The sequence below is a fragment of the Catellatospora sp. NPDC049133 genome (assembly GCF_040648455.1).
GTDB lineage: Bacteria > Actinomycetota > Actinomycetes > Mycobacteriales > Micromonosporaceae > Catellatospora > Catellatospora aurea.
Genome location: NZ_JBEZDT010000006.1, coordinates 26933 through 52381 on the forward strand (window position 1 = coordinate 26933; position 25449 = coordinate 52381).

A 25449-nucleotide genomic window follows, 5' to 3' on the forward strand; every position below is an offset into this window, starting at 1 on the left:
TTCGCCGGAGTCGGCGGCGTCGGGTGGCCGCTCGCGTCGCGGGGATCTGCGGCAGCGCCGACGGCTGCGCGGCGGCCGGCGGCACGGCGCGGTGTGAGCTCGCGCGCCGCGTGAGAGACTGCGGCGCGTGACCATCACCTCGGCCGTCGTCTCGTTCGCCCTCGTCGCCGGAGTGCTCACGATCATCCCCGGGGTGGACACGGCGCTGGTGCTGCGCGTCGCGGTGGCCCGGGGACGCGGGCACGCGTACGCCACCGCGGCCGGCATCTGCACCGGCGCGCTGGTCTGGGGCGCCGCCGCGGCCGCCGGAGTCTCCGCGCTCCTGCTGGCCAGCACCACCGCGTACGCCGTGATGCGGGTGGCGGGCGGAATCTACCTGGTCGTCATCGGCGCACTCATGCTGCGTGACGCCTGGCGCTCCCGCCGCACCGCAACCGCCGAGCCGACCCCCGCCGCCGTGCCGCCGCCGCCCGCGACCGGCTCGGCCTGGCGCGCCTTCGGCACCGGCGCCCTGACCAACCTCCTCAACCCCAAGGTCGGCCTCTTCTACGTCGCGATGCTCCCGCAGTTCCTGCCCGACGACGTCGCCGCCCTCCCCATGGGCCTCCTGCTGGCCCTGGTCCACGACCTCGAAGCGATGATCTGGTTCGCCCTGCTCATCGGCGGCATCGACCTCGCCCGCCGCTGGTGGAACGGCGACACCGCCACCCCCGCCCGCCTCCGCCGCCTCACCGACGCCCTGGCCGGCACCCTCCTGATCTCCCTAGGCCTCCGCCTAACCACCGACCGCTAAAAGGAAGGGCACCTTCTTAACGGATTCCGTAGCGGAAGGGCACCTTCTTAACACCGGATGCGGCGCGGGCTGCCGCTTCGTGGCGGCGGCCGCGGGGTGAGAATGGAACGGTGCTGAAGGCCTCGTCGCTGGTTCGCCCCGCGCTGATCGTGCTGCTGGTCATCGCGGTGCTGGTGACCGCGCTGTGGCTGCTGCAGCGACGGCTGATCTTCCTGCCGGACACCGCGCACCCCGGCCCGGCCGACCGGACGATTCCCGGCGCGCAGGACGTCACCCTGCACACCGCCGACGGATTGGCGCTGACCGCGTGGCTGGTGCCGCCGACCGGCCCGGACCGCGACCTGACCGTGCTCGTCGCCGGCGGCAACGCGGGCAACCGCGCCGACCGGGCCCCGGTCGCGCGGGCGCTGTCCGCCCGCGGGTTCACCGTGCTGCTCATGGACTATCGCGGGTACGGCGGCAACCCCGGCAGCCCGAGCGAGACCGGCCTGGCGCTGGACGTCCGTGCGGCATACCGTCACCTTGTGGACGAGGCGAAGGCGCGTCCGGACCGGATCATCTACTTCGGAGAGAGCCTGGGCTGCGCCGCCGTCACCGGTCTGGCCGTCGAGCACCCGCCCGCCGGGCTGCTGCTGCGCTCGCCTTTCACGGACCTGGCGGCGACCGCCGCCGAGCACTACCCGTTCCTGCCGGTACGCCTCATGCTGCGCGACCGGTTCCCGGTGGCCGAGCAGATCGCGGGCATCGCCGTGCCTACCACCGTGGTCTACGGCACCGAGGACTCGATCGTGCCCGCGGAGCAGAGCCTCGCGGTCGCGAAGGCCGCGGCCGGCGCGGTGGAGATCACGCCGGTCGAAGGGGCGGACCACAACGACGCGGTGCTGTTCGAAGGGCACGAGCTGATGGCCGCCGTCGACCGCCTCGCCGACCGGATCGACGGCGCTTCCTGACCGGCACTTCAGGCGCGGCGAGGTGCGCGGGCCGGATATGGTTCTGGGCCGATGCCTGCGGTTGGCGAGGGAGCGGTCATGGCATGGTGGCGCAAGCGTGACATCACCGAACGGGCCTTCGTGATGTACGTCAAGGACAAGGACAACTACCAGCCGTACTATGCGGCCACCTGCGAGTGCGGCTGGTGCGGGGAGGCTCGGCCGGATGAGCCGGGGGCCAGGGAGGCCGCTTTCGCCGACGTGCACGCTCACGCCGCGGTCCACGCGGAGATCTTCCCCATCGAGGTGCTTCCGGACGTGGAGTACCCACTCGACGGGCCGTGACGCGGCGACCGCAACGGCGTGCTGAGCGGCGAACGCGATCGACTTCTGCTTTAGTGGGCGCGGGAGGCACGCCATGAGTGACGATCACCGCCACGGCTCGAACGGCCACGGCCACGCGGAACACGGACCCGGCGAGCACGGCGCGCACCCGCACGCACGCGACCATCAACACGATCACGAGGGCCACGATCACGAGGGCCACGATCACGACGGCCACGATCACGACGGCCACGATCATGCGAGCACGGGCCTGCTCTCCCGGCTGAAGCACCAGCTCGGCCACCTGTTCAGCCCGCACTCGCACGACGCGGCGGACAAGGTGGACTCCGCGATGGAGTCCTCCCGCGAGGGCCTGCGCGCCCTGTGGATCTCGCTGGTGGTGCTCGGCGTCACCGCGGTGCTGCAGGCCGTCGTCGTGTATTTCTCCCACTCGGTCGCGCTGCTCGGCGACACCCTGCACAACGTGGCCGACGCGCTGACCGCGGTGCCGCTGGGCGTGGCGTTCGTGCTGGGCCGCCGCCGCCCGACGCGCTCGTACACGTACGGCTTCGGCCGGGCCGAGGACCTTGCCGGCATCTTCATCGTGCTGACCATCGCGGCGTCGGCGGCGCTGGCCGGGTACGAGGCGTTCCGTCGGCTGCTCGACCCGCAGGAGGTACGCCACCTGCCCTACGTCGCCGCGGCGGCGCTGATCGGGTTCGCGGGCAACGAGCTGGTGGCCCGCTACCGCATCGTCGTCGGGCGGCGCATCGGCTCGGCGGCGCTGGTCGCGGACGGGCTGCATGCGCGTACCGACGGCTTCACCTCACTCGCCGTGTTGCTGGGCGCGGGCGGTGCGGCGCTGGGCTGGTGGTGGGCGGACCCGGTGGTGGGCCTGCTCATCACGGTGGCGATCCTGCTGGTGCTCAAGGACGCCGCGCGCGAGGTGTACCGGCGGCTGATGGACGCGGTCGACCCGAAACTCGTCGACGCCGTCGAGCAGACGCTGCGCGGCACCCCGGGCGTGGTCGACGTGGGCGAGGTGCGGCTGCGCTGGATCGGGCACCGGCTGCGGGCCGAGTGCGCGGTGGCCGTCGACGCCGAGCTGACGGTGTCCCGGGCGCACGCCATCGCGGTCGACGCCGAGCACCGGCTGCTGCATGCGGTGCCGAAGCTCACGGCCGCCATGGTGCACGCCGATCCGGCCGGGACACACGCCGACCCGCACGCGGTGCTGAGCCACCACCGTGATTCCGAGGTTGGCGGGGCACGCGACCGGGTATAGCCGCTGGCGAGGCGATGGTCGCCAGAAGGAGGCTGACATGGGTATCGGCGCGAGCCTATTCCTGATCGCGCTGGGCGCGATCCTCACATTCGCCCTGGACGTGAGCATCAGTGGGCTGGACCTGGACGTGGTCGGCTGGATCCTGATGGTCGTCGGCGCGCTCGGGATGGTGCTGACCCTCACCATCTGGAGCAGCCGCCGTCGGCCCGCGGTCACGACCGCGCCCACGGAGCGGCGGGTCATCGAGGAGACCCGCGACACCGTGCCCCCCGGCACGGTCTGACCGTCTTCCGCGAAGGGCGGGGCCTGGACCGGCCCCGCCCTTCGCCATGCCCACACCGTGCCGCCGGCCGGCTCGGAGAATTCGGGCTCGTCAGGTGAGCCGACCAGGAAGACTTGAGCGCAGCCGCCGGGGCCGGACGGACACCAGGGAGAGCGTCAGATGAGCGCCAGGACGACGAGCATCCCGCTGGAGCGGGTCACCTTCACCTCGCGACGGACCTTCGACGACGTCGTCGCAGGCATCTACCTGGGCATCGGGCGGCCGGACCTGGGAGCGTTCCTCGCCGACCTGGCCGCGGCGAAGGACTTCGGGGAGTACCGCAGGGTCGTCGAGGACGCGGTCGGGCCCAGCGACCTGATGCGGTTCCTGGAACTCGACGAGGGCGCGGCGCTGGCCGTCAACCCGGACATCACGGAGTTCCGCCTGGTACGGATCATCGCGGGCAACCCGCTGACGATGAGCCAGATGGCCCGGTACGTGCCCGACGCGGGCTCCTACGCCCCTGTCACGATCCTGGTCCACCAGGCGCCCGACGGGGTCCGCGTCGGCTACGACACCGTCGCGAGCGCGCTGCGGCCGTACGGCGACCAGCGGGCCCTGGCCGTCGCCGAGGAACTCGACCGCAAGGTGCTGGCCCTGCTCGACGCGGCGACCGCCGCCTGAACAGGCCGAAGCCGCACCCCCGAGGGATGCGGCTTCGGCCGAGGACCGCGGCCGGTCACTGCCAGCGGAACAGCCGGATCGCGAGAGCCCCCGTGACCAGGGTGTACCCCGCGGCCACCGCGAGGTGCAGGGGCTGCGGCCAGGCGCCGTTCCAGGCGGCCTGCATCGCCTGCGACGCGGCGCCCAGCGGGGTGAAGTCGGCGACCCGCTGCGCGCCGTCGGGCATCATGTCGCCCGGGGTCCACACGCCTGCGAAGAACAGCATCGGGAAGTACACCAGGGTGCCGATGCCGGCCGAGGCGCGGGCATTGGGCGTCACCGCGGCGATGAACAGCGCCACGCCGGTCATCGCCCCGGCGCCGAGCAGGTAGGCGACCAGCAGGGCCGGCCAGTTCTCGGGCCCGCGGCTGCCGAACGCCACCGCGGCGGTCAGCATCATCAGCGCGGAGCCCGCGACCAGGGCCGCGACGTTCACGCCGAGCTGCGCGCCGATCAGCGCCGACGGCTTCACCGGCGTGGTGGCCAGCCGCTTGAGCACGCCCCGCTCGCGGTACTGGGCGAGCACGCTGAGCAGGGAGGTCATCGTCACCGTGCCGATGGCCAGGGCCAGCACGATGGGCAGGTACAGGTTGATGGGGCGCTCGCCGCCGAAGTCGGGCGACGGTTCGCTGAACGCGGGGATGGCGTTGCCGAGCACGATCACGAGCACGGCCGGGAAGGCCAGCGCGAAGAACGCGCTCACCGGCTCGCGCAGGAACAGCCGGGCCTCGGTGCCGGTCAGTCGGGTCAGGGCGGACATGGTGGTTGCTCCTGTTCAGTTGTCGCGGTCGGTGCCGGTCAGGGCGAGGAACGCGTCCTCGAGGTTGGCGCGGTAGCCGTCGACGTCGCCGACGCCCGCGATCAGCGCGGCGGGGGTGTCCAGCGCGACGATCTTGCCGCCGTCGAGCACGGCGAGCCGGTCGCAGAGGCGCTCGGCCTCGTCCATGAAGTGCGTGACCAGCAGCACGGTCACGCCGCGGTCGCGGATCTGGCGGATCAGCTTCCACGTCTCGCGCCGGGCCCGGGGGTCCAGGCCGGTGGTGAGCTCGTCCAGGATCGCCAGGCGCGGGTTGCCGATCAGTGCGAGCGCGATCGACAGGCGCTGCTTCTGGCCGCCGGACAGCTTCGCGTACGGCACCCGGACCTGCTCGGTCAGCCCGACCGCGGCCAGCAGCTCGCGCCAGTCGGCGGGGTCGTGGTAGAAGGAGGCGTACAGCTGCATGGCCTCGCCGACGCGCAGCCGGTCCTGCAGCTGGCTCTCCTGCAGCTGCACCCCGATGATCCGGCGCAGCTCCTCCCGGTCGGTCCGGGTGTCGAGACCGAACACGCCGATGCTGCCCGCGTCGGGGGTACGCAGCCCGGAGATGCATTCGACGGTGGTGGTCTTGCCGGCGCCGTTCTCGCCGAGGATGCCGAAGATCTCGCCTTCGGCGACGGTGAAGGAGACGCCGTCGACGACCGTGCGGTCGCCGTACCGCTTGGTGAGTCCGTTGACTTCGATGACTGTCATGCTGATAGACGGTAGAGACGCGATGCGAGCGCCGGTATGCGGTTGCGCGCCGAGCGGGGGTGTAGGAAACCCCACCCCGGCCGGGGGCCCACGCGCAGTGCCGTGACCCGCGCCGATCGGCGACGATGTGTCGCATGTTCCGGTCGTACGCCCTCGCCCCGCTGCGCTGCGTCGCCCTCGCGCTGCTCGCGGTCTTCGGATTCGTCGCCTCGCTGCCGCTGATGATGGCGGTCGGCGCGGTCGTCACCTACCCGGCCGTGCTGCAGCTGGTCCGCCGGCTGACCGCGCTGTCGCGCCGGCTGGCCGGCTCCTGGAGCGGAATCGTGATCGACCCGCCGTACCGCGCGGGCCCGGTGCCGACGCCGCCGCGCCGCCCCGACGGCTGGTACGAGCACGACGGCCAGCTGTTCAAGACCCGCCACTATCCGGCCTTCTTCCTGCGCATGCAGTGGCTGAGCGACGACCCGGCGACGGCCCGGGACTGGATGTGGCTGGTGCTGCTCGCACCCGCCGGCGCCCTGGTCGCGCTGCTCGCGCCGGGCCTGCTCGTAGCCGGTGTGCTGCTCGTCGGCGGGATGACCGGTCCCGGCCGCCGGGTGCTGGCCGACACCGGACTGACCGACCTGGTGGCCGGGCTCGGCCTGACGATGCCCGGCTGGGCCGTGCTCGCGGCGGGCATCACCGCGATCGCCGTCGGGGTGCTCGCCGGGCCCACCCTGCTGCGCACCCATGGCCGCTGGGCCCGGCAGTGGCTCGGCGACCCGGGCCTGACCTGGTGGAAGTCGTCCGGGATCGGGGACTGGCTGCGTCGCGGCGGCCACGACACGTGGAAGGCGGCGCTGCTGCTCGGGCTGTCGCTGACCGGGTTCGCGGTGTTCGCGCTGACGCTGCTGCTGACCATGCTCAGCGGCGGGTTCGGCATCGCCTGGCTGGCGTACGCGATCCGGCCGATGCTCAACCACTACCGGCGGCTGTGCGTGCAGTGGGGCGGCGGCGAGCCCATGCCGGACCCGTACCGGCAGCGTGAGCCCGTGCCCGAGCCCGGACCCGACGGCCGCTACCGCGTCGGGCGCACCCTCTACGCCACCCGCGACGGCGCCCGCCGCGCCGGCTTCTTCCCGTGGATCCTCGGCGACCCGGCCACCTGGCGCGACCTGGCCTGGATGGCCACCGCGCCGCTGGCGGCGCTGGTTGCCGTGATCCCCGGCGTGCTGATCGGCGCGGGCTACTTCGGGCTGTTCTGGCAGGCGCTGTTCTGGCCGCTGTGGGGCGTGCCGCTCGGCCTCGTCACCGGCCTGTGGATCAGCCCCTGGTACGTCTGGCAGCTGTTCACCCTGGGCGTGCCCGCCGCCGACATGCTGCCCGGTTGGACGTCCATCCCGATCGGCCTGGCTCTCGGGCTGCTCGGCGTGGTGCTGGCCCGCCCGGTGCTGCGGCTGATCACCGGCTGGGCGCGGCTGCTGCTCGCGCCGAGCCGCTCCGCCCGGCTCACCCAGCGCGTCGAGCATCTCGCCCAGACCCGAGCCGAGGCCGTCGACGCGCAGAGCGCCGAGCTGCGCCGCATCGAACGCGACCTGCACGACGGCGCGCAGGCCCGGCTCGTCGCCGTCGGGCTGAGCCTGGGCACGGTCGAGCAGCTGATGGACCGCGACCCGGCCGCCGCCCGCGCGCTGCTGGCGCAGGCCCGGGAGACCTCCGCCGCGGCCCTGGCCGAGCTGCGCGACCTGGTCCGCGGCATCCACCCACCGGTGCTCGCCGAGCGCGGCCTCGCCGACGCCGTACGCGCCCTCGCGCTGGACTCCGCGCTGCCCGTGGAGGTGCGCGCCGACCTGGCCGGGCAGCCGCCCGCGCCGGTCGCCACGGCCGCGTACTTCGCGGTCGCCGAGGCGCTGACCAACGCCGCCCGGCACGCGCAGGCCAGCCGGGTCGGCGTGGACATCCGGCACACGAGCGGCCTGCTGCGGGTCACCGTCACCGACGACGGCCGCGGCGGGGCCGAACCCGCGCACGGCGGCGGGCTGCACGGGCTGCGCCGGCGACTCGCTACATTCGACGGAACCCTCGCCCTGCACAGCCCGCAGGGTGGCCCCACCGTGCTGACCCTGGAGATACCGTGCGCGTTGTCCTCGCCGAGGACCTCTACCTCCTGAGGGAAGGGCTGGTCCGCCTGCTGGAGGCGCACGACTGCACCGTCGTCGCCGCCGTGGAGACCGGCCCGGACCTGCTCGACGCCCTGCTCACGCACCGGCCGGACGTGGCCGTGGTCGACGTGCGGCTGCCGCCGACGAACACCGACGAAGGACTGCAGGCGGCGCTGACGGCGCGTCGGCAGGTGCCGGGCCTGCCGGTGCTGGTGCTGTCGCAGCACGTCGAGCAGCTGTACGCGCGCGAACTGCTCGCCGACGGGACCGGCGGGATCGGATACCTGCTCAAGGACCGGGTGTTCAACGCCGACCAGTTCCTCGACGCGGTGCGCCGGGTCGCCGGTGGCGGCACCGCGATGGACCCGGAGGTCATCGCGAAGCTGCTCCAGCAACCCGCGCGCAACGTGCCGCTGGCCCGGCTGACCCCGCGCGAGCGGGAGGTGCTGGAGCTGATGGCCGAGGGGCGCTCCAACGCGGCGATCGGGCAGCGGTTGTTCCTGTCGGAGAGCGCTGTCGGCAAGCATACGGCCAGCATCTTCGGCAAACTCGACCTGGCACCGTCCGATGACGACAACCGGCGCGTCCTGGCGGTCCTGGCCTACCTCAACGGCGCGAGCTGATCCCGTCACGGCCCGCGCGCTCAAGACCGCTCGACTTGCCAGGCAGGTGGGCGTAAGCGGACTCAAGATACGCACAGGTGCCCGGCAAGTCGAGCGATCTTGGGGTCACGCGCCGCAGTCGGCGCACCACGCGGCGGTGGTGGGAGCGGTGTGGTCGAGGCGGCAGAGGCCGTGGGAGCCGTCCTCGGTCAGGACGATGCGTCGGCCGAGGAACAGCAGCGTGGCCAGCGACACCGCGACGGCGGCTGCCGCCAGGACGAGGTACGTGGTCATCGGCTCCCCTGGGCGTGGCTTCGGCGACCGGGCGGGATGCGCCGCGATTCGTCCTGACGACCAGAGAGTCGTGCTGTGCCGAGTCCGGGGTTGCATCACGTGGTCCGGCCCGCACGGAGGCGGGCGGGTTCACGGTGGCGGCACCGGGTGAAGCAGGCGGAGACGGTTCCTGAACGGCGGCCGACCGGTGGCCGAAGGCTCGGCAGCCCGCATCGCCGCAGCCCGCATCGCCGCAGCTCGCAGGCGCGCTGCGTGAAGAAGGGCACCTTCTTATACGCGTAGCGATAAGAAGGTGCCCTTCCTTTGTTCCGGGCGGGTCAGGCGTCGTCCCAGCGGAAGAGGGCGGCGGCGACGGCGGACAGGACGAGAGTGAAGGCGAGCAGGATGCCGATGTCGGGCAGGGTGACGGTGATGCTCTCGCCGCGGACCATGACGTCCTGCATCGAGGAGACGAGGTGTTTGAGCGGGAGGAACTCGGAGATCTGCCGGAGCCACGCCGGCGCGCCGTCGAGGGGGAAGAACGCGCCGGACAGGAACGCCATCGGCAGGGTGATGAGGTTGGCGATGGCGCTGGCCGCCTCGGGGGTCTTCGAGGCCGCGCCGGCCACCAGGCCGATGGACAGGAAGGCCAGGGTGCCGGCGATCATGATGGGGATGAACGCCCACCACTGGTCGGACAGCCGCAGGCCGAAGTAGGGCAGCAGGGCCACGCCGATGAAGATGGCCGACTGGACCAGGGCGATGGCGATGCTGACCGACACCCGCGCGCCGATGATCGAGGCGACGGGCACGGGGGACAGCCGCAGGCGGCGCAGGATCTTCTTCTGCCGCCAGGTGACCAGGGTCAGCGCCGCGCCGAACGTGGCACCGGTGGCGATCGCCCAGCCCAGCAGGCCGGGGGTCATGTACTGGATCGCCTTGAGGGACTGGTCCTCGACCGGCTGGGCGCGCAAGGTGGTCGCCGGGGTGGTGACGCCCGCGGCGGCCAGGTTCGCCTGCTGGACCAGCGACTCCAGGATGCCCTGCACGGTGGCGGCCTTGACCGCGTCCGCGGCCGAGTAGTGCACGATCAGCTCACCGCCGACCTGCTCGATCGCGGCGGCCTTGTCGCCCTTGCGCACCTCCTCCAGCGCGGCGGCGCGGTCGGCCGTACGGGTCACCGCGAGCACCTGGTCGAGCCCCGCGGCGGCCTCGGCGGGCAGCTGGTCGACGACCGGCACCGGGCCGATCTGCAGGATGTCGGTCTTCGACGCGCCCGCGTCCTTGAACAGGCCGCCGAACAGCACCAGGAACATCAGCGGGAACAGGATGGTGAAGAACATGGCGGTGCGGTCGCGGAAGAAGCCGCGGGCCATCGCCGTGGAGAGGCTGACGAAGCCGGTCATGCCCGGTACTCCCGTCCGGTGAGGTGCAGGAAGACGTCTTCGAGGGTGGCGCCGCGCACCGACAGGCCGCGCATCGCGTCCCGTTCGGCCAGGGCCGACAGCACGGGCGCGGGGGTACGCGTCGCGATGGTCAGCGACACCCCGTCGTCGGTCACGTCGAGCCCGTCGGCGAGTCCCCGGGCCGCGTCGGCGGTGATGACGCCGCTCTCGATCGCGATCCGGGTCGGCGCGTCCAGGTCGCGGACCAGCGTCGCGGGCGGGCCGGACTCCAGGATGCGGCCGTGGTCCATGATGGCGACGCGGTCGCACAGCGACTCTGCCTCGTCGAGGTAGTGCGTCGTCAGCACCACGGTGCGGCCCTGCGCGCTGATGTCGCGCAGCACGTCCCACAGGTTGCGGCGGGCCTGCGGGTCCAGGCCCGACGTCGGCTCGTCGAGGAACACCAGGTCCGGCCCGTGCGCCAGGGCGCAGGCGATGGACAGCCGCTGCTGCTGGCCACCGGACAGGTCCTCGTTGCGCTTGCCGGCCATGTCCGCCAGGCCCACGACGTCGAGCCACTCGTCGGCCCTGCGGGCGGTGACGCCGTACAGCGAGGCGAAGGTGCGGATCTGCTCGCGCGCGGTCAGCCGCTCGAAGAACGCGCTGGCCTGCAGCTGCACGCCGATGCGGGGGAGCAGCCGCGGGTTGCGCGGCCATGGGCTCTCGCCGAACAGGGTGACGCTGCCCGAGTCGGGCTGGCGCAACCCCTCCATCATCTCCAGGGTGGTGGTCTTTCCCGCGCCGTTGGGCCCGAGGATGCCGAAGAACTCCCCGGCCTGCACGTCGAAGGAGACGCCGTCGACGGCGCGCAGCTCGCCGTAGGCCTTGCGCAGCTCCTCGACCTTGATCGTCGGTGACATGACCTGCACCGTACCCCTCACTCGCCAGGCGGCGTCGTCGTGGTTGGACGCTCGACGGCCGGTTCGCGTACGCCGAACAGGAAGCGGGTCGGCCGCGTGCGCCGGACCAGCAGGTCGTACGCGGCGACGGTCAGCACCAGCGCGATCGCGACCAGGGCCAGGTATTTGACGACGATCGGGGCCTGCCACGACACGACGTGGTACGCGACCGCCACCACGATCGGCTGGTGCAGCACGTAGATCGGCAGCGCGCCGAGCGCCAGGTAAAGGTAGGCGCGGCGGCCGAGTCCCGGTGCCGCGCTCGGCTGCCGCCGGGCGCGCCGGTCGAGCAGGCCGAGAATGGCGACCACGAAGCACCAGCCGGTCATGCCGTAGAGCGCCCGCATCAGCACGGCCGTGCCGGTGAGGTCGGTGAGCGGGTCGCCGCCGCCCTCGGCGACGGCGAAGAACAGCGGCATGCCCACGGCCATCAGCACGGCACCGGCGACGGCCGCGAGCACCGCCTCCCGCCGCATCGCCTCGCGGAACCGGTCGTCGCCGGCGAGCACGACGCCGTACAGGAAGAACAGCAGGTAGGCCCAGCGGCTCCAGCCCGCGTAACCCTCCTCCATGCCGTCCAGCGCGGTGATCAGCGCCAGCGGCAGCGCGGGCAGCAGCAGGACCAGGCCGCGCCGCCCGGTGACCGCGCCCAGCCGGTCGCGCAGCCGCCGCAGCGGCCGGCGGGCCAGCAGCCGCGCCGCGCCCGCCAGCAACAGCGCCCAGGCCAGCAGCATCACCACGAACCACAGGTGCCCGGTCTCGAACTGCTCGCCCTGCACCACGAACGGGAACTCGCCCGCGTCGAACCGCACGTCGAAGAAGCGCGGCAGATACTGCCAGTACGACTCGTGGTAGCCGGGGTCGGCGGCTTTCAACCGCAGCCACGGCGGCACCGGCAGCAGCACCACGAGCGCGAACAGCAGCGGCACGCCCAGCCGCAGCAGCCGCTCGGCGGCGAACCCGCCCGGACCGCGGCGGCGCAGCGAGTGGCGCGCTCCGAAGCCCGCGATGAGGAACAGGACCGGCATGGCCCAGACCACGGCCAGCCCGGACAGGACCGTGGTGACCTCGGTCGTCTCGGCGTTCTTGATGTAGTAGTCGTCGCGCTCGTCGAACACCAGCGACGAGTGGAAGAAGATCAGCCCGACGACCACCAGTGTGCGTATCGCGTCCAGCTCTGGCCGCCGCGCGGCCACCCGCGCCGGTGCCGTGCTGACCTGCTCCTCGCTCATGCCCGCTCCCTCCGTGACCAGCCGCGTCCAGGGGGTTGACGCGCGAGGGGCGGCGGGAGGTGGGCGGCGGAATCAGTCCACTTTCGACATGTCCAGCTCGGGCTGCTGCTGGAGTGCGGGCGGAGACTCGTGGCCGGCGCGGAAGCCGGTGACGGCGGTCAGGCGGGCATGCGGGTCGTCCAGGGTGACGGTGAGCCGCCGGGTGCGGATCGGGGGGAAGGCGTGCCAGCGGCGTACGCCCACGGTGTGCCCGGCCGCGACCACCGCCTCGCCGCAGCGGACCTCGTGCGCGCCCGCCCGCTGGCCGTCCGTGAGGTCTTCGCGCAGCTCGACGTGGTCGAGTTCGACCTCGGTGTCGAACTCGGCGACGACCCGTCCCGGTTCACGGGTGAGCCGGGCGCGCAGCGGGGTCGCGAACCGGCGGCGCAGCTCGGCGGTGACCTCCAGCAGCCGGGTCACGTCGTGCTCGTCGAGCCGTCCCCGCCGGTCCGGTGGCACGTTGAGCAGCAGGCCCGCGCCCAGGCCGACGGATCGGTACCACATCGCGAGCAGGTGCTCGGCGCTCTTGAGCGTGTCCAGGTCGTCGGGCTGCCAGAACCAGTGCGCCCGGATCGGCACGTCGCACTCCGGCGGCAGGTAGCGCAGACCGTCGAGGGTGTCGGCCTCGGCGGTGAACATCGACCTGCCGAGCCGGTCCACGGCGTAGCGGCACGGGTCGGCGGCCAGGCCGTCCTCGTTGCCGACCCATCGGATCGACGGCCGGCCCATGTTGAAGACCATGGCCTGCGGCTGGTGGGTGTCGACCACCTGCATGATCGCGTCCCAGTCGTAGGCGCGGCCCTCGGAGCCCGCGCCGTCGAACCACAGCTCGAACAGCGGTCCGTACCGGGTGCACAGCTCGGTGAGCTGGCGACAGTAGAACTCGTCGTACGCGGCCGGGTCGGGGTAGCAGGCCGCGTTGCGGTCCCAGGGGGACAGGTACAGGCCCAGCGGCATACCCGCGACACGGCACGCCTCGGCCAGTTCCCCCACCACGTCCCCGCGGCCGCCGCGCCAGGGCGACGAGGCGACGGAGTACGCCGTGGTGTCGGTCGGCCACAGGCAGAAGCCGTCGTGGTGTTTGGCGGTGAGCACGATGTACTTCGCGCCTGCCCGCTGCGCGACGTCCACCCACTGGCCAGCGTCGAGATCGGCGGGGTCGAACGTGGCCGGGTCGAGGGTGCCGTCGCTCCACTCCCTGCCGTGGAACGTGTTGAGCCCGAAGTGCAGGAACAGGCCGAAGCCGGCCTCCTGCCAGGCGAGCTGGCCGGGAGTGGGTCGGGTCGTCATGTGGGTGCTCCTCAGGAGCGGAGGTTACGAGGCCGAAGGGATAGTAAACGGTTTCATCGCCGGATCCTATAGGGTTCGACCGGTCCGCGACTCGACGCTCTGCCCTACCGTGGGCACATGCCGGACTTCGTGGCGATCCTGCTGACCGTGCTCGCCTGTGTGGGGGGTGGTGCTCGGCGGTGAGGCGGTGCTCGCGGTGATCCGGAGGATCCGCAGGCGACGGATGCACCCGGCCCGCCGGGCGGTGCAGGACGCCGCCCGGCTCAGCCGACGCATGGGCAACCCCGGCAGGTCCGGAACCGGTGCCGGCGGCGGCTGGTGGACGAACTCCGCCAACAGCCACCTGCAGGATTGAGCGCCTTATCGGCGCGCCGGGAACGCGGCTCCGGGCGGCGGGCTCCGTGACACGATGATCCGGTGCTGATCGTGAGCCTGTGCGGGGCGCTGGCGGCGGCCGTGTGCTTCGGGTTGTCGTCGGTCATGCAGGCCGTCGGCATGCGCAAGGCGGGGCCGGTCAGCGAACTGGAGCCGAAGTCGCTGGTGCGCGCCTGGCTGACCCTGCCGTTCCTCGCCGGTGTCGGCCTCGACCTACTGGGTTTCGGTTTCGAACTGGTCGCGCTGCGGCACCTGCCGCTGTTCCTGGTGCAGGCCGCGATCGCGTCCGCCCTGGCGGTGACCGCGATCGCGGCGGCCGTGGTGATGAAGGAGCGGCTCGGCCGGGTCGAGAAAGGCGCGGTCGCCGCCGTCTGCGTCGGACTGGCCCTGCTGGGTGTGTCGGCCGGACCCGAGGGCGCGAACCGGGCGCACACCGACTTCTACGCCGCGCTGGCCGCGTGCCTGGTGGGGATCGCCGTGCTGGGGGTGGGTGCGGGACGGCTACGCGGGCGGTGGCGCACCATGGTCCTCGGGCTGTGCGCGGGACTGTGCTTCGGGGTGCTGGCGCTGGCCGCGCGTACGCTGCCGGAGCTGGACCCGGCGCGGATGGTGCGCGAGCCGGCCACGTACCTGGTCGCGGCGTCCAGCCTCATCGCGCTGGTGCTGTGGACGATGGCGCTGTCGGGCGGCTCGGTCACCACCGCCACGGCGGCGATGGTGATCGGCGAGACGGTGCTGCCCGCCGTCGTCGGCGTCGTGGTGCTGGGCGACGAGGCGCGGCCCGGCTGGGTGCCGGTCGCGGTCGGCGGCTTCCTGCTGGCCGTCGGCGGCGCGCTGGCCCTGGCCCGGTTCGGGGAGCTGTCCGGGCAGCCGTCCCCGCCCGCGGCCGTGCCCGGGGTACGGGAGCCCGACGCCGTCTGAGCCGGACCCGTCCGGAAAGTGTCCGTGCCAGATTCGAGCTAGGTCAGCGCGGTTGCAGCGTGTACCTGATCTTCTCGGCGGGGCGTGCGCCGAGGCGCTCGTAGAAGCGCCGGGCGTCGGTGTTCCAGACCGGGGTCTGCCACTGGATCTCGTCGCCCTGGGCCGCCTCGACCACGGCGTCGATCAGCTGCCTGCCCAGGCCGCGGCCCCGGTGCCGGTCGTCGAGGTAGAGGCAGTCGAGGTGGGTGTAGTGGCGGCCGGTCCAGGTGGCGAGGTCGCGGGTCCAGGTGGCGTAGCCGACCAGCGTGCCGGCGTCGTCGGCGACCAGGCAGCGCAGCCGCGGCGGGTCGGCGAACAGCGCCGGTGCGAGCCGTTCGGCGAGGTCAGACGGTGGCGGGGCAGCACGCTCGTACGCGGCGTGGTCGGCGATCAGGGCGAGCAGTGCCGGCAGGTCGCCGGGTCGGACGGGGCGCACGACGGTCATCTGTCGATCTTTTCCCGCCAAGTGGGACGTCGACCAGGTGGGTGACCGCCATGTCTCATCAGGATTTCGCCCGCGTTACGCCAGGCAGGTGACGCTCTGTACGGGGAAGGAATGCCAAAAGTCATCTGCACGTGCATCCGGCGCTTGCGCCTGCACAGGATGGTCTGCATGATGGGAGGCGCAACGACTTACGTTTGCATTGTGGCACTTGCATCTGTGGCCCGGATGGTGTGGCGACACCCCACCGGGCGGACGGCGCGGACTCCACCGTTCCGGCCGGCTCCACCCCCCATCCGCGAGCAACGTTCGCCGCAGTGAGGCACGAATGCCAGCTCCCAGGATCAACCCCGCCCGGCGCTCTTCCGCCGAGATCGCGGCCACCGACTCGTACCAGTCCGGAGACCGGGTCTGGATCTACCGCGAGCGGAAATGGCAGGCAGGGATCATCTCCGACGTCACATCGGACAAGGCCGTGGTCATCTGCGGCGGCGACTCCGGTGTCATGGAGGAGACCGTGACCGCACCCCACCTCGTGGTCCGTGACGACGTGTACCTCTACATCGACACGGTGACCTACGTGTGAGGTGCCGCAAGACCGAGCCGGCTCTCGCGTAGCCTCGGGGGCCGGACCGGGCCAGGCGGGTGGCGCCGACGATGCCGGCGCCACCCGCCCCGGCTTTCTCAGCCCCGGCGGGAGCGCCGGCGGCGCTGCCACTTCTCGCGGAACTCCAGCGGCACGAAGACCAGCGTGGTGAGCACCGCGGCGACGACCGCCCACAGCGCGACCTGGCTCGGGCTCATGTGGGACACGCCCATGTTGGACGTCCACACCGGGTTCAGGCCCAGCGGCGGGAAGCCCTCCCAGAACAGCACCCACAGCAGCGGCACCAGGCCCATCGCGATGCCGTACGCGGTGAAGTGGCCGGCCTGCGAGAACAGCACGCCCATCACCACCGCCGCGATCATGTAGATCAGCACCGCGGTGCGCTGGCCGCCGTCCGAGGGGATGCGGTCGATCAGGTAGTTCCAGATGTCCACGATGGTGGACAGCACGGGCTGCCAGTACACCGCGATCAGCACCAGGGAAACCACGATCACGATCGCGATGCCCAGGCCCTTGAGAATCTTGAATGCGCCGGCTTCTGCCTGCGTCACAGCGTTCCTCCCTCACCGATTCCGTCACGCCGGCGCTCCCGTGACCCGGGGCCCCTGCGGCCGCCAAAGTCCAGTTCAGACGGGATCCGGCCGAGGTGGACGTACGGTGCTGCGAGGGTCGCAAAGCGCCGGTCCGGTGGTGCTGAGGGGCATGTCGCGGACAGGGCCGTGCGAGCGGCGCGCCGATCATCCCACCACGGTGTGTCCACGGCGAGAGCTGTCCGACCGGTTCCCGCTGCCGCAACGGCCGACCTGCGAGAAGATCCTCCGACGGGTTCACGACAGCGGGCCGTCAGGCGGCGAGCGCCTCCGCCAGGAAGCGGTGCGCGGCGGCGTTCGCCGGCCCGGTGACCGACAGCGGCATCATGGTGAACGAGTGGCCCGCGCCGGGCACCACCTGCAGCCGCGCCGATGACCGGGCGGCGAGCAGGCGGGCGTACAGGAACAGGGTGTCGTCGAGCAGCGGGTCCTCGGTGCCGACGGTGAGCAGTGCGGGCGGGAGCCCGGCGAGCCGCGCGTAGAGCGGGGAGGCCTCGGGGTCGCGGCGGTCGGCGAGGTCGGGCACGTACTGCTCGGCGTACCAGCGCATGCGGGCCGCGGTGAGCACGCCGCCCCGGGCGTCGTCCCAGCCGCGGGCGCTCGGGGTGAGGGTCAGGTCGTAGACGCCGTAGCAGAGGTTCATCGCGCGCACGGCGGCGGCGGCCGGGCGATCGCGCAGCCGCAGGACCACGGCCAAGGCCAAGTTGGCCCCGGAGGATTCGCCGCCGATGGTCGCCGCGGTGACGCCGAAGTCCCGCCCTGCGTGGTCGAGCAGGTGCCGGGCGGCCGCCTCGCAGTCGTCCAGCAGGCCGGGGAAATGCCGTTCGGGGGCGCGCGGGTAGTCGAGGCTGACCACGGTCTGGCCCGTGGCGTGCAGCAGCTCCTCCAGGTAGGAGTCCTGCTCGTCGGCCGCGCCCACCGTCCAGCCTCCGCCGTGGACGTGCAGGTAGAGGCCGGTCGGTTCGGGTGCGTCGAAGACCCGGGCCGCCATCGGCCCGCCCGGCGCCGGGACCGTGATCTCGCGTGCCAGCGGGGATCGCGACAGGACGCCGCCCGGCGAAGCCTCGGCCAGCCGCTCGCGGGCCTGTTCGCGAAACTCCCGCACGCTCTGCGGTGGCCAGCCCATCGCGCGGACCACCGCACCCATGGCCGCGTTGGCCGCGACCACGTCGTCGGCGTACTGCGTCTGCGCGAACGTATCCTCGTCGAGCCCCACATCGCCTCCCGCCTGCCCCTCCTCCAATGTCCGCCGCGCCCGCCCCGACCGCTGCCCTTCGGTGGAATCCCCGCCCGTGTTCGGGGCTGCTGAGCAGCTCCTTTCGCTCGGACGGGTCGATAATGGGGTGGGGGAAACGCGATGACTGAGCAGACGATGGTCGTGGTCGGCGTCGACGGGTCGGCTTCGGCGCTGGCGGCGGTACGCGAGGCCGTCCGGGAGGCGGCGTGGCGCGGCTGCGGCCTGCGCATCGTGCACGCCTTCATCTGGCCGCTCATGCACGTCGACGTCGGGGCGTCGGCGGCCGTGCCGGAGGGCGGGCTACGCCACGACGCCGAACATGTCCTCGCCGAGGCGACCGCGGCCGCGAAGGCCGCGAACGGCCGCGTCGAGGTGACGGCCGACCTGGTCACCGGCGGGCCCGCGGGCGTGCTGCTGGCCGCCGCGCGCGCCGCGCAGCTGCTGGTGCTCGGCGACCGGGGCCTGGGTGGCTTCACGGGGCTGCTGCTGGGCTCGGTCGCGGTGGAGGTGACGGCCCACTGCGCCACGCCGGTGCTGGTGGTGCGGGGCGAGGCACGGGCCGGCCCGGTCGTGCTCGGGGTCGACGGCTCGCCGGGATCGGCGGCCGCCGTGCGGCAGGCGTTCGGCGAGGCCAAGCAGCGGGACGCGGAGCTGCTGGCGGTGCGGGTCTGGCACGACGCCGCCACCACGCTGGCGTACTCGATCCCGGCGCTCTACGACCCGCTCGCCGCGCGGTCGGCCGAGCAGCAGGAGCTCGACACGGCGATCGAGGCCATGCGCAAGCAGCGCCCCGATGTCCGGGTCCGTACGGAAGTGGTGCCCGGCCGCACCGGCCGGGAGCTGGTGCGGCTGAGCGAGCAGGCGCAGCTGGTGGTGGTCGGCGCCCGGGGGCGCGGCGGTTTCAAGGGGCTGCTGCTGGGTTCGGTCAGCCAGCAGTTGCTGCACCACGCGGCATGCCCGGTGCTGGTGGTGCGGCACACCCCGGTCGAGGAGCCTGCGGGCTGAGGTACGGGTCGGGAGCTGGTCATGGACGGGCGGGTGACGCAGAGCGGGCCGGAGCGGGCGGCGGGGCTGGCGTGGCGGCAGATCAGCGAGGTGATGAGCGCGCCGCCGTACTGCGTGCGGCCGTCGACGACGCTGGGTGACGCGCTCGCGGTGATGGTCCGCGAAGGGCTGCGGCACCTGGTCGTCACCGACGAGGGCGGCCGGTGCGTGGGTGTGCTCGCGGACCGGGCGGTCGTCGCGGCGTGGGCCGCCGAGCCGGCCACGTTGTCGTACCGGCGGATCTCGTCGGTGCTGGACCGTACGCCCGCGGTGGTGGCCGCCGAGGCGGCGGTGGTGGACGCGGCGCGGCTGATGCGTACGGCCTGCGTGGACGCGGTGGCCGTGGTCGACGCCCGCGGAGTGGCGGTCGGCGTGGTGACCGGCAGCGACCTCGTCGCCCTGCTTGCCAGGTGAGCAAGCGGGGGAGACGGCTCGCGCCACCTCCCCCGCCGTGATCACGCCAGCGTCAGGCTGGCACGCCTGCGTTCACGGTCGATCTCGAGGATGCGAACCGTGACGCTCGTGCCGACCTGCGGCTCGGTCTGGCCGTGCAGCAGACCGTGGGCGTCATCGGCGATCTCGACGAAAGCGCCGAAGGGAACGACCTTGACGACCTGGCCTACCAGGACGTCACCGGCGTTGAGTTCTTCGAAGCGGGACATGCGATCACCTCCTTCCTCGGCAGGCTCCGCTTGGCGGGCGACGACGAAGGAGGGCGGGCCACGGGCCCGCCGGGCGATCACGGCTCAGCCGGATGCCTCATCTGATCACGGCACTGGGCCGACCCGGCAGTCACAGCGCCCGACCTTAGCGGCGGTTCCGTCCCCTGGCAACCGCGGTGCCCGGTTTCGCTGGTGGGTGAACACGCCGGAAATAAACTTGCAGCCACTGCAAGTTTGAGGTTTGATCTGCCCGTGACTCCGCTCGACCAGGACGCCCCGCTCGGCCGGCGTGACCTCCGCAAGCAGCAGACCCGCGCCGCGCTGACCGGCGCGGCCCTGCGGCTGTGCTCGGCGCGCGGCTTCGAACACGTCACCGTGGACGACATCAGCGCCGAGGCGGGGGTGTCCTCGCGCACCTTCTTCAACTACTTCGCCTCCAAGGAGGACGCCGTGCTCGGCGACCACCTGGTCGAGGTCGACGCGATGCGGGCCCGGCTGGCCGTGCTGCTGCCCGCCATGGGAGTGCTGGACGCGGTGCGCCGCGCCGTGCTGCTGGTCGTCGCCGCCATGGAGGCCGATCGCGACCACTGGTTCCTCCGCATGGAGATCATCCAGCGCAGCCCGCAGCTGCTGCCGAGGCTGGTGCTCAGCAACGCCGAGGCCGAACGCGCCACCACCGAGCAGATCGCCGCGCACCTCGGGGTCGATCCCGTGCGGCACGGCTACCCGGCGCTCGTGGTGGCCACGACCAGCGCCGCCTTCCGCGTCGCCGCCACCCGCTGGATGGCCGCGGCGGGCGGCCTGTCCCTGGGCGCGCTGGTGGACGAGGCGTTCACGGCCCTGGCCGCCGGCCTGCCCGATCCGGACTGACCCGCACCGCGCCCGACGCCCCCCGATCCCCCCGGGTGATCCTCACCCGGTTGCCGCACCACGTGAGGAAGAGAATGACCACGACCGACATACCGGCCCAGACGGCCGGACCGGAGCCCGACACGGTCCCGATGACCCGCCGCGAGGTGATGCAGGCGCTGTCCGGGCTGATGCTGGGCATGTTCGTGTCCATCCTGGCGGGGACGGTCGTGGCCAACGCGCTGCCGCGCATCATCGCCGCCCTCGACGGCAGCCAGTCCGTCTACACCTGGATCGTCACCACCGAACTGCTGGCGATGACCGCCACCGTCCCGCTCTGGGGCAAGGCGGCCGACCTGTACAGCAAGAAGCTGCTCATCCAGCTCTCGCTCGGCCTGTTCGTGGTCGGCTCGCTCATCGCAGGCTTCACCCCGAACGTCGAGATCCTGCTCGTCAGCCGGGTCGTGCAGGGCGTCGGCGCGGGCGGCATGACCGCCCTGGCCATGATCGTGATGGCGGCGATGATCCCGCCCCGCGAGATGGGCCGCTACTCGGGCATCTTCGGCGCGGTGTTCGGCATCGGCACCATCGCCGGACCGCTCATCGGCGGCGTGCTGGTGGACACCTCGTGGCTGGGCTGGCGCTGGACGTTCTTCATCGGCGTCCCGTTCACCCTGCTCGCCATCTACCTGCTGCAGCGCACCCTGCACCTGCCGGCCACCCCGCCCGGCAAGGTGAAGATCGACTACTGGGGCGCGTTCCTGATCACGGCGGGTGTCTCCACACTGCTGATCTGGTCGACACTGGCGGGCAACAAGTTCGCCTGGGCCTCGGGCTGGACCGCGCTGCTGGTGACCGGCGGCCTGGTGCTGCTGGCGCTGGCCGTGTGGGTCGAGTCGCGGGCCGCGGAGCCGATCATCCCGCTCGGCATCTTCCGCAGCCGCACCGTCACCCTGACCACGATCGCCAGCGTGCTGGTCGGTCTGGCGCTGATGGGCGGCGCGGTGTTCCTGTCGCAGTACTTCCAGATCTCGCTGGGCAAGTCGCCGACGGTGGCCGGCCTGATGAGCCTGCCGATGATCTTCGGCCTGCTGGTCTCGTCGACCGTCGCGGGCGGTCTGATCACCAAGTTCGGCAAGTGGAAGATCTACCTGGTCGTCGGCGCGGTGGTGATGACGGCCGGCATGCTGCTGCTGGGCACCATCGACCACACCACCAGCGTGCCGCTGGTGTCGGTGTACATGGCCGTGCTCGGTATCGGCGTCGGCCTGCTCATGCAGAACCTGGTGCTGGCCGCGCAGAACGACGTGCCCGCCCACGACCTGGGCGTCACCACCTCGGTGCTCACCTTCTTCCGCAGCATGGGCAGTGCGGTCGGCGTCAGCGCGCTCGGCGCGGTGATGACCGCCCGGATCTCCGACCTGCGCGAGGAGCGGTTCGGGCCCGCCCCGGCCGGCAGCAGCTCCAGCCAGGTGCCCGACCTTGCCTCGCTGCCGCCGGAGATCAAGGCCATCGTCGCCGAGATCTACGGCCTGGCCACCGCGGACCTGTTCCTGGTCGGCGCGCCGATCGCGGCACTGGCGTTCGTCGTGGTGCTGTTCATCAAGGAGAAGCCGCTGAGCACGCTGAGCGGCGCGGACCGGCTCGCCATGGAGTCGGCGGCCGCCGAGGGCACGGACATCGGCGGCGAGGACCTCGGTGGCCGGGCCGATGCGGAACGGACGGCGAAATCGGAGAACCGCCCCGACGGGCTCGTCCGGGCGGAGTGACTTTCCACCGGCAAAGGGCGTCCGTGCCACCGGCACGGACGCCCTTTCCGTACCTCCGACGCGCCTCGCGCCCGCCGCCTCGCGGCGCGCAAGGCCTCGCGCGGCCGGGTGGTGCGGGCGAGGTACGCACCAAGGTTGTTCGACTTGCCCGGCACGTGGGCGAATGCGCGCTCAAGATACGCACAGGTGCCGGGCAAGTCGGACGATCTTGGACGCGGGTGGGCGGCTGAACCGCAGCGCGTACGATTGATCTTCTTGATCGGGGGCGAACCATGCAGCCGATGACGCCGATGTACCGCGACGAAGAGGACCTGCGCCACGACGTGCGGGCGGCCTGCGTACGGGCGTGCAATCTGTGCGCGGAGGCCTGCAACGCGTGCGCCGACGCCTGCCTTGGCGATCCCGAGGTGGCGCAACTGGTGATCTGCATCCGGACGAATCTGGACTGCGCCGACATGTGCGCCACCGCGGCCGAGATCCTCGACCGGTTCCGGGGCTACCACCCCGAACTGGCCCGCACCGTGATCGAGGCGTGCGCGACCGTGTGCGACGTCTGCGCGCAGGAGAGCCGCAGCCACGCCGATCGGCACCGGCACTGTGCGATCGCCGCCGACGCGTGCGAGACCGCCCGGGACGCCTGCCGGCAGATGCTGGCGGAGCCGGCGCTCGCCTGAGAACGTGTGCTGCGTCGCATCTGTGCCCCGAATTGTCACGTCCGGACCCGGCTGTCGTGTCGTTCCTGCGGCGGCGGCCGACGGTTGCCGTGACAATGGACCACGGAGGGGTACGACTGATGTCTCAGCGGATGAATCTGGGCGAACTGGCACCCGAGGGCTACCGGGCGGTGCTGGGCCTGGAGAAGTACCTGGCCAAGAGCCTGGACGCCCGGTTGCTGGACCTGGTGAAGCTGCGCGCGTCGTTGCTGAACGGCTGCGCGTACTGCATCGACCTGCACGGCACGGACCTGGTCAAGCAGGGGGCCGACCTCCGCGAGGTGCTGGCCGTCGGCGCGTGGTGGGAGTTCCCGGGCTTCGACGCCCGCGAGCGCGCCGCGCTGGCGCTCACCGACGCGGTGACCAAGCTGGGTGAGCGCGGCGTCTCCGACGAGGTCTGGGACACCGCGCGGGCGGCGTTCACCGACAAGGAGGTCGCCGACCTGATCCTGGCGATCGGCACCATCAACCTGTGGAACCGCATCGGCGTGACCACACGGATGCATCCGGAGGTGTGATGACGGCACATGTCGAACTGCGTCCGGCGGACGCGGCGGTCTTCGAGCAGCACCGGGCGGTGCTGCTCGGAGTCGCGTACCGGATGCTGGGCAGCTGGTGGGACGCTGAGGACGTGCTGCAGGATGCCTGGCTGCGCTGGCACGGGGCCGACCGGGCGGCGATCGCGGACCCGCGGGGCTGGCTGGTCACGGTGACCACCCGGCTCGCCCTCGACCAGCTGCGCTCGGCCCGCCACCGCCGGGAGACCTACCCGGGCACCTGGCTGCCCGAACCGATCCCGGTCGGCACACAGGTCGGCGACCCGGCCGAGACCGCCGCGCAGCGCGACACGCTGTCCCTGGCCGCGATGCGGCTGCTGGAGCGGCTCACACCGCCCGAACGCGGGGTCTACCTGCTCCGGGAGACGTTCGAGCTGCCGTACGCGGAGATCGCGGACACCCTCGGCCTGACCGAGACGAACGCCCGCCAGCTGCACCGCCGGGCGGTCGAGCGGATCGGCGACGACCGGCAGCGCTTCTCGGTGAACGACACCCGGCACCGGGCGCTCGTCGACCGTTTCCTGTCGGCCGCCGCCACCGGCGACCGGGCCGGGCTGCAGGCGATGCTGGCCGAGGAGGTCACGCTGTGGAGCGACGGGGGCGGCAAGGCCCGCGCCGCTGTCAACCCGGTGGTCGGCGCGTCGCGGGTGGCGCGGTTCCTGGCCGGGGTCAGCGCCAAGGCCGGCGACGTCGAGTGGTGGCTCGTCGAGGTCAACGGCGGCCCGGCCGCGCTGCTGCGGCTGGGCACACGGTGGTCGCTGATGAGCTGGGAGACCGACCACGGCCGGCTCGCCGGCATCCAGCTGCTGGCCAATCCCGACAAGCTGCGCGCCGTCGGCCTGTTCGCCGACGAGCGCACGTCCCCGGCCGTGGCCCGTACCGCCTGGGCGCGCCTCTGACGGCCGGAGGCTGTTGCTCAGGCGGCGGGGACCTGGTCGGCCAGGGCCGGTTCGGCCGGTGTGCGGGGGGCCGGGACCGGTTGCGCGCGCAGCGGCAGGCCGTGGTGGCGGCGGGCCAGCACCCACGCCGCAGGGATGACCGCGACCAGGACGGCGGTGACGACGCCGACGGCGACCGTGCTCGCGCCGAGCAGCTTCAGGCCGCTCGCGGTCAGCACGACGGTCAGCGCGGCGCGGATGAGGCCGCCCGGAGCGCGCGAGGACACCGCCGCGCCCAGCAGCACCCCCGGCACCGCCCCGACGACCAGGGCGACGGTCAGCGCCAGCTGGAAGTCCCCGAACAGCAGGTGAGCCAGGGCGGCCGCGCCGACCAGCGGCACCGCCTGCACCAGGTCGGTGCCCACGAGCTGCTGCGGCCGCAACGCCGGGTAGAGCGCCATGAGCGCGATGACGATCAGCGAGCCCGAGCCGACCGAGGTGACCCCGACGACGAGTCCACCCACTGCTCCGACCAGCACGGTCGGAATTATGCGTACGCGAACGCGCGCCAGGGCGCCCTCGACGACCTCCCGCAGCGACGGGTCGGCGGCCGCGCGCGCCTGGTCACGCAACCCGAACCAGGCCTTGACGACCAGGCCCGACGCGGCCAGCAGCAGCGCCGCGCCCAGCAGCGACTGGATGACCTGGGACATGCCGTCGCCGTCGACCGCCTTGGCGACGAACACCCCGGCGAACGCGGCCGGGATGCTGCCCGCGCACAGCCACAGCACCAGGCGCTTGTCCACGGTGCCACGCCGCATGTGGACCGCACCGCCGAACGGCTTCATGATCGCGCCGGCGACCAGATCGCTGGACACCGCGCTCAGCGGGGGCACCCCGAACACGAGCACCAGCAACGGGGTCATCAGCGCGCCGCCGCCCATGCCGGTGAGCCCGACGACGACACCCACGCCGAACCCGGCGATCGCCACCCAGAGATCCATGCGGTGACCCTATCG

The 25449-nt window shown here is 72.5% G+C and carries 29 protein-coding genes and 1 pseudogene; 18 read left to right on the top strand and 12 right to left on the bottom strand.

Annotated features, from left to right (window positions below; all coding sequences use genetic code 11):
* Window positions 1–127 precede the first annotated feature (127 nt).
* The 6 genes from AB0B35_RS08035 to AB0B35_RS08060 all read left to right on the top strand — a co-directional run bounded on the left by AB0B35_RS08035 (window position 128) and on the right by AB0B35_RS08060 (window position 4277).
* Window positions 128–793 carry a LysE family translocator gene (locus AB0B35_RS08035; protein ID WP_361042237.1) on the top strand — a complete coding sequence of 222 codons (666 nt, stop codon included), beginning with the start codon at window positions 128–130 and terminating at the stop codon, window positions 791–793.
* Between the two features lie 110 nt (window positions 794–903).
* A complete protein-coding gene (locus AB0B35_RS08040) occupies window positions 904–1743 on the top strand; it encodes an alpha/beta fold hydrolase (protein ID WP_361042240.1) in 840 nt (279 codons plus the stop codon).
* Between the two features lie 78 nt (window positions 1744–1821).
* On the top strand, window positions 1822–2067 hold the full coding sequence (locus AB0B35_RS08045) for a hypothetical protein (RefSeq protein ID WP_360525400.1): 246 nt from the start codon (window positions 1822–1824) through the stop codon (window positions 2065–2067).
* A 73-nt stretch (window positions 2068–2140) separates the two neighbouring features.
* Window positions 2141–3331: a cation diffusion facilitator family transporter gene (locus AB0B35_RS08050; RefSeq protein WP_361042242.1), complete on the top strand. Its 1191-nt coding sequence runs from the start codon at window positions 2141–2143 to the stop codon at window positions 3329–3331.
* Between the two features lie 37 nt (window positions 3332–3368).
* Window positions 3369–3614, top strand: a complete 246-nt coding sequence (locus AB0B35_RS08055) for a DUF6458 family protein (RefSeq protein WP_361042245.1) — start codon at window positions 3369–3371, stop codon at window positions 3612–3614.
* Window positions 3615–3773: 159 nt separating this feature from the next.
* Complete coding sequence (locus AB0B35_RS08060) at window positions 3774–4277, top strand: hypothetical protein (protein ID WP_361042248.1); 504 nt, start codon at window positions 3774–3776, stop codon at window positions 4275–4277.
* A gap of 55 nt (window positions 4278–4332) precedes the next feature.
* Here the strand turns inward: AB0B35_RS08060 and AB0B35_RS08065 are convergent, their stop codons facing one another.
* Together AB0B35_RS08065 and AB0B35_RS08070 are read right to left on the bottom strand one after the other, a co-directional pair.
* Complete coding sequence (locus AB0B35_RS08065) at window positions 4333–5076, bottom strand: ABC transporter permease (RefSeq protein ID WP_361042250.1); 744 nt, start codon at window positions 5074–5076, stop codon at window positions 4333–4335.
* Window positions 5077–5166: 90 nt separating this feature from the next.
* Window positions 5167–5826: pseudogene (locus AB0B35_RS08070) on the bottom strand (ABC transporter ATP-binding protein); the annotation flags it as partial.
* A gap of 134 nt (window positions 5827–5960) precedes the next feature.
* On the opposite strand from AB0B35_RS08070, the gene AB0B35_RS08075 reads away from it, so the two are divergent.
* Both AB0B35_RS08075 and AB0B35_RS08080 read left to right on the top strand, forming a co-directional pair.
* Complete coding sequence (locus tag AB0B35_RS08075; protein WP_361042252.1) at window positions 5961–7976, top strand: sensor histidine kinase; 2016 nt, start codon at window positions 5961–5963, stop codon at window positions 7974–7976.
* A complete protein-coding gene (locus tag AB0B35_RS08080) occupies window positions 7940–8590 on the top strand; it encodes a response regulator transcription factor (RefSeq protein WP_361042255.1) in 651 nt (216 codons plus the stop codon). Before AB0B35_RS08075 ends, AB0B35_RS08080 begins: the two co-directional genes overlap by 37 nt.
* A 105-nt stretch (window positions 8591–8695) precedes the next feature.
* Here the strand turns inward: AB0B35_RS08080 and AB0B35_RS08085 are convergent, their stop codons facing one another.
* From AB0B35_RS08085 to AB0B35_RS08105, 5 genes are all read right to left on the bottom strand, one after another.
* Entirely contained in the window at window positions 8696–8863 is a 168-nt protein-coding gene (locus tag AB0B35_RS08085) for a hypothetical protein (protein WP_361042257.1), read from the bottom strand.
* A 317-nt stretch (window positions 8864–9180) separates the two neighbouring features.
* On the bottom strand, window positions 9181–10248 hold the full coding sequence (locus AB0B35_RS08090; protein WP_361042260.1) for an ABC transporter permease: 1068 nt from the start codon (window positions 10246–10248) through the stop codon (window positions 9181–9183).
* A complete protein-coding gene (locus AB0B35_RS08095) occupies window positions 10245–11147 on the bottom strand; it encodes an ABC transporter ATP-binding protein (RefSeq protein WP_361042262.1) in 903 nt (300 codons plus the stop codon). Before AB0B35_RS08095 ends, AB0B35_RS08090 begins: the two co-directional genes overlap by 4 nt.
* 17 nt (window positions 11148–11164) lie before the next feature.
* Window positions 11165–12418: an acyltransferase gene (locus AB0B35_RS08100; RefSeq protein ID WP_361042265.1), complete on the bottom strand. Its 1254-nt coding sequence runs from the start codon at window positions 12416–12418 to the stop codon at window positions 11165–11167.
* Between the two features lie 72 nt (window positions 12419–12490).
* Entirely contained in the window at window positions 12491–13747 is a 1257-nt protein-coding gene (locus tag AB0B35_RS08105; protein ID WP_361042268.1) for an alpha-L-fucosidase, read from the bottom strand.
* A 157-nt stretch (window positions 13748–13904) separates the two neighbouring features.
* On the opposite strand from AB0B35_RS08105, the gene AB0B35_RS08110 reads away from it, so the two are divergent.
* Both AB0B35_RS08110 and AB0B35_RS08115 read left to right on the top strand, forming a co-directional pair.
* Window positions 13905–14102, top strand: coding sequence for a hypothetical protein (locus AB0B35_RS08110; RefSeq protein ID WP_361042271.1), 198 nt, complete (start codon window positions 13905–13907; stop codon window positions 14100–14102).
* Window positions 14103–14164: 62 nt separating this feature from the next.
* Complete coding sequence (locus tag AB0B35_RS08115; protein WP_361042273.1) at window positions 14165–15043, top strand: hypothetical protein; 879 nt, start codon at window positions 14165–14167, stop codon at window positions 15041–15043.
* 43 nt (window positions 15044–15086) lie between these two features.
* Here AB0B35_RS08115 and AB0B35_RS08120 read toward each other — a convergent pair whose 3' ends face one another.
* Entirely contained in the window at window positions 15087–15527 is a 441-nt protein-coding gene (locus AB0B35_RS08120; protein ID WP_361042276.1) for a GNAT family N-acetyltransferase, read from the bottom strand.
* Window positions 15528–15852: 325 nt separating this feature from the next.
* Here AB0B35_RS08120 and AB0B35_RS08125 point away from each other — a divergent pair, with 325 nt between their 5' ends.
* Window positions 15853–16110: a hypothetical protein gene (locus tag AB0B35_RS08125; RefSeq protein ID WP_360525306.1), complete on the top strand. Its 258-nt coding sequence runs from the start codon at window positions 15853–15855 to the stop codon at window positions 16108–16110.
* 98 nt (window positions 16111–16208) lie between these two features.
* On the opposite strand, the gene AB0B35_RS08130 is transcribed toward AB0B35_RS08125, so the two are convergent.
* Both AB0B35_RS08130 and AB0B35_RS08135 read right to left on the bottom strand, forming a co-directional pair.
* Window positions 16209–16682: a hypothetical protein gene (locus AB0B35_RS08130; protein ID WP_361042279.1), complete on the bottom strand. Its 474-nt coding sequence runs from the start codon at window positions 16680–16682 to the stop codon at window positions 16209–16211.
* Window positions 16683–16974: 292 nt separating this feature from the next.
* Window positions 16975–17937, bottom strand: a complete 963-nt coding sequence (locus AB0B35_RS08135; RefSeq protein WP_361042282.1) for an alpha/beta hydrolase — start codon at window positions 17935–17937, stop codon at window positions 16975–16977.
* Between the two features lie 141 nt (window positions 17938–18078).
* Between AB0B35_RS08135 and AB0B35_RS08140 the strand changes: the two genes are divergently transcribed.
* Both AB0B35_RS08140 and AB0B35_RS08145 read left to right on the top strand, forming a co-directional pair.
* Window positions 18079–18963: a universal stress protein gene (locus AB0B35_RS08140; protein ID WP_361042284.1), complete on the top strand. Its 885-nt coding sequence runs from the start codon at window positions 18079–18081 to the stop codon at window positions 18961–18963.
* Window positions 18964–18984: 21 nt separating this feature from the next.
* Window positions 18985–19416: a CBS domain-containing protein gene (locus AB0B35_RS08145; RefSeq protein WP_361042287.1), complete on the top strand. Its 432-nt coding sequence runs from the start codon at window positions 18985–18987 to the stop codon at window positions 19414–19416.
* 41 nt (window positions 19417–19457) lie between these two features.
* Here AB0B35_RS08145 and AB0B35_RS08150 read toward each other — a convergent pair whose 3' ends face one another.
* Complete coding sequence (locus AB0B35_RS08150; RefSeq protein ID WP_361042290.1) at window positions 19458–19664, bottom strand: S1 RNA-binding domain-containing protein; 207 nt, start codon at window positions 19662–19664, stop codon at window positions 19458–19460.
* Between the two features lie 252 nt (window positions 19665–19916).
* Here AB0B35_RS08150 and AB0B35_RS08155 point away from each other — a divergent pair, with 252 nt between their 5' ends.
* The 5 genes from AB0B35_RS08155 (at window position 19917) to sigJ (ending at window position 24451) form a co-directional block, all read left to right on the top strand.
* Window positions 19917–20534 carry a TetR family transcriptional regulator gene (locus AB0B35_RS08155; protein ID WP_361042292.1) on the top strand — a complete coding sequence of 206 codons (618 nt, stop codon included), beginning with the start codon at window positions 19917–19919 and terminating at the stop codon, window positions 20532–20534.
* A 74-nt stretch (window positions 20535–20608) separates the two neighbouring features.
* Window positions 20609–22282 (top strand): MDR family MFS transporter, encoded by a 1674-nt coding sequence (locus AB0B35_RS08160; protein ID WP_361042294.1) that lies wholly within the window; start codon window positions 20609–20611, stop codon window positions 22280–22282.
* Between the two features lie 281 nt (window positions 22283–22563).
* On the top strand, window positions 22564–22956 hold the full coding sequence (locus AB0B35_RS08165; RefSeq protein ID WP_360525285.1) for a four-helix bundle copper-binding protein: 393 nt from the start codon (window positions 22564–22566) through the stop codon (window positions 22954–22956).
* Window positions 22957–23075: 119 nt separating this feature from the next.
* The gene (locus tag AB0B35_RS08170) at window positions 23076–23513 is read left to right on the top strand and encodes a carboxymuconolactone decarboxylase family protein (RefSeq protein ID WP_361042296.1); all 438 of its coding nucleotides are present in this window, start codon (window positions 23076–23078) and stop codon (window positions 23511–23513) included.
* Window positions 23513–24451 (top strand): RNA polymerase sigma factor SigJ, encoded by a 939-nt coding sequence (gene sigJ, locus AB0B35_RS08175; protein WP_361042299.1) that lies wholly within the window; start codon window positions 23513–23515, stop codon window positions 24449–24451. The genes AB0B35_RS08170 and sigJ overlap by 1 nt, the downstream gene beginning before the upstream one ends.
* 17 nt (window positions 24452–24468) lie before the next feature.
* Here sigJ and AB0B35_RS08180 read toward each other — a convergent pair whose 3' ends face one another.
* Window positions 24469–25434, bottom strand: coding sequence for a sulfite exporter TauE/SafE family protein (locus tag AB0B35_RS08180; protein WP_361042301.1), 966 nt, complete (start codon window positions 25432–25434; stop codon window positions 24469–24471).
* Window positions 25435–25449: the final 15 nt, after the last annotated feature.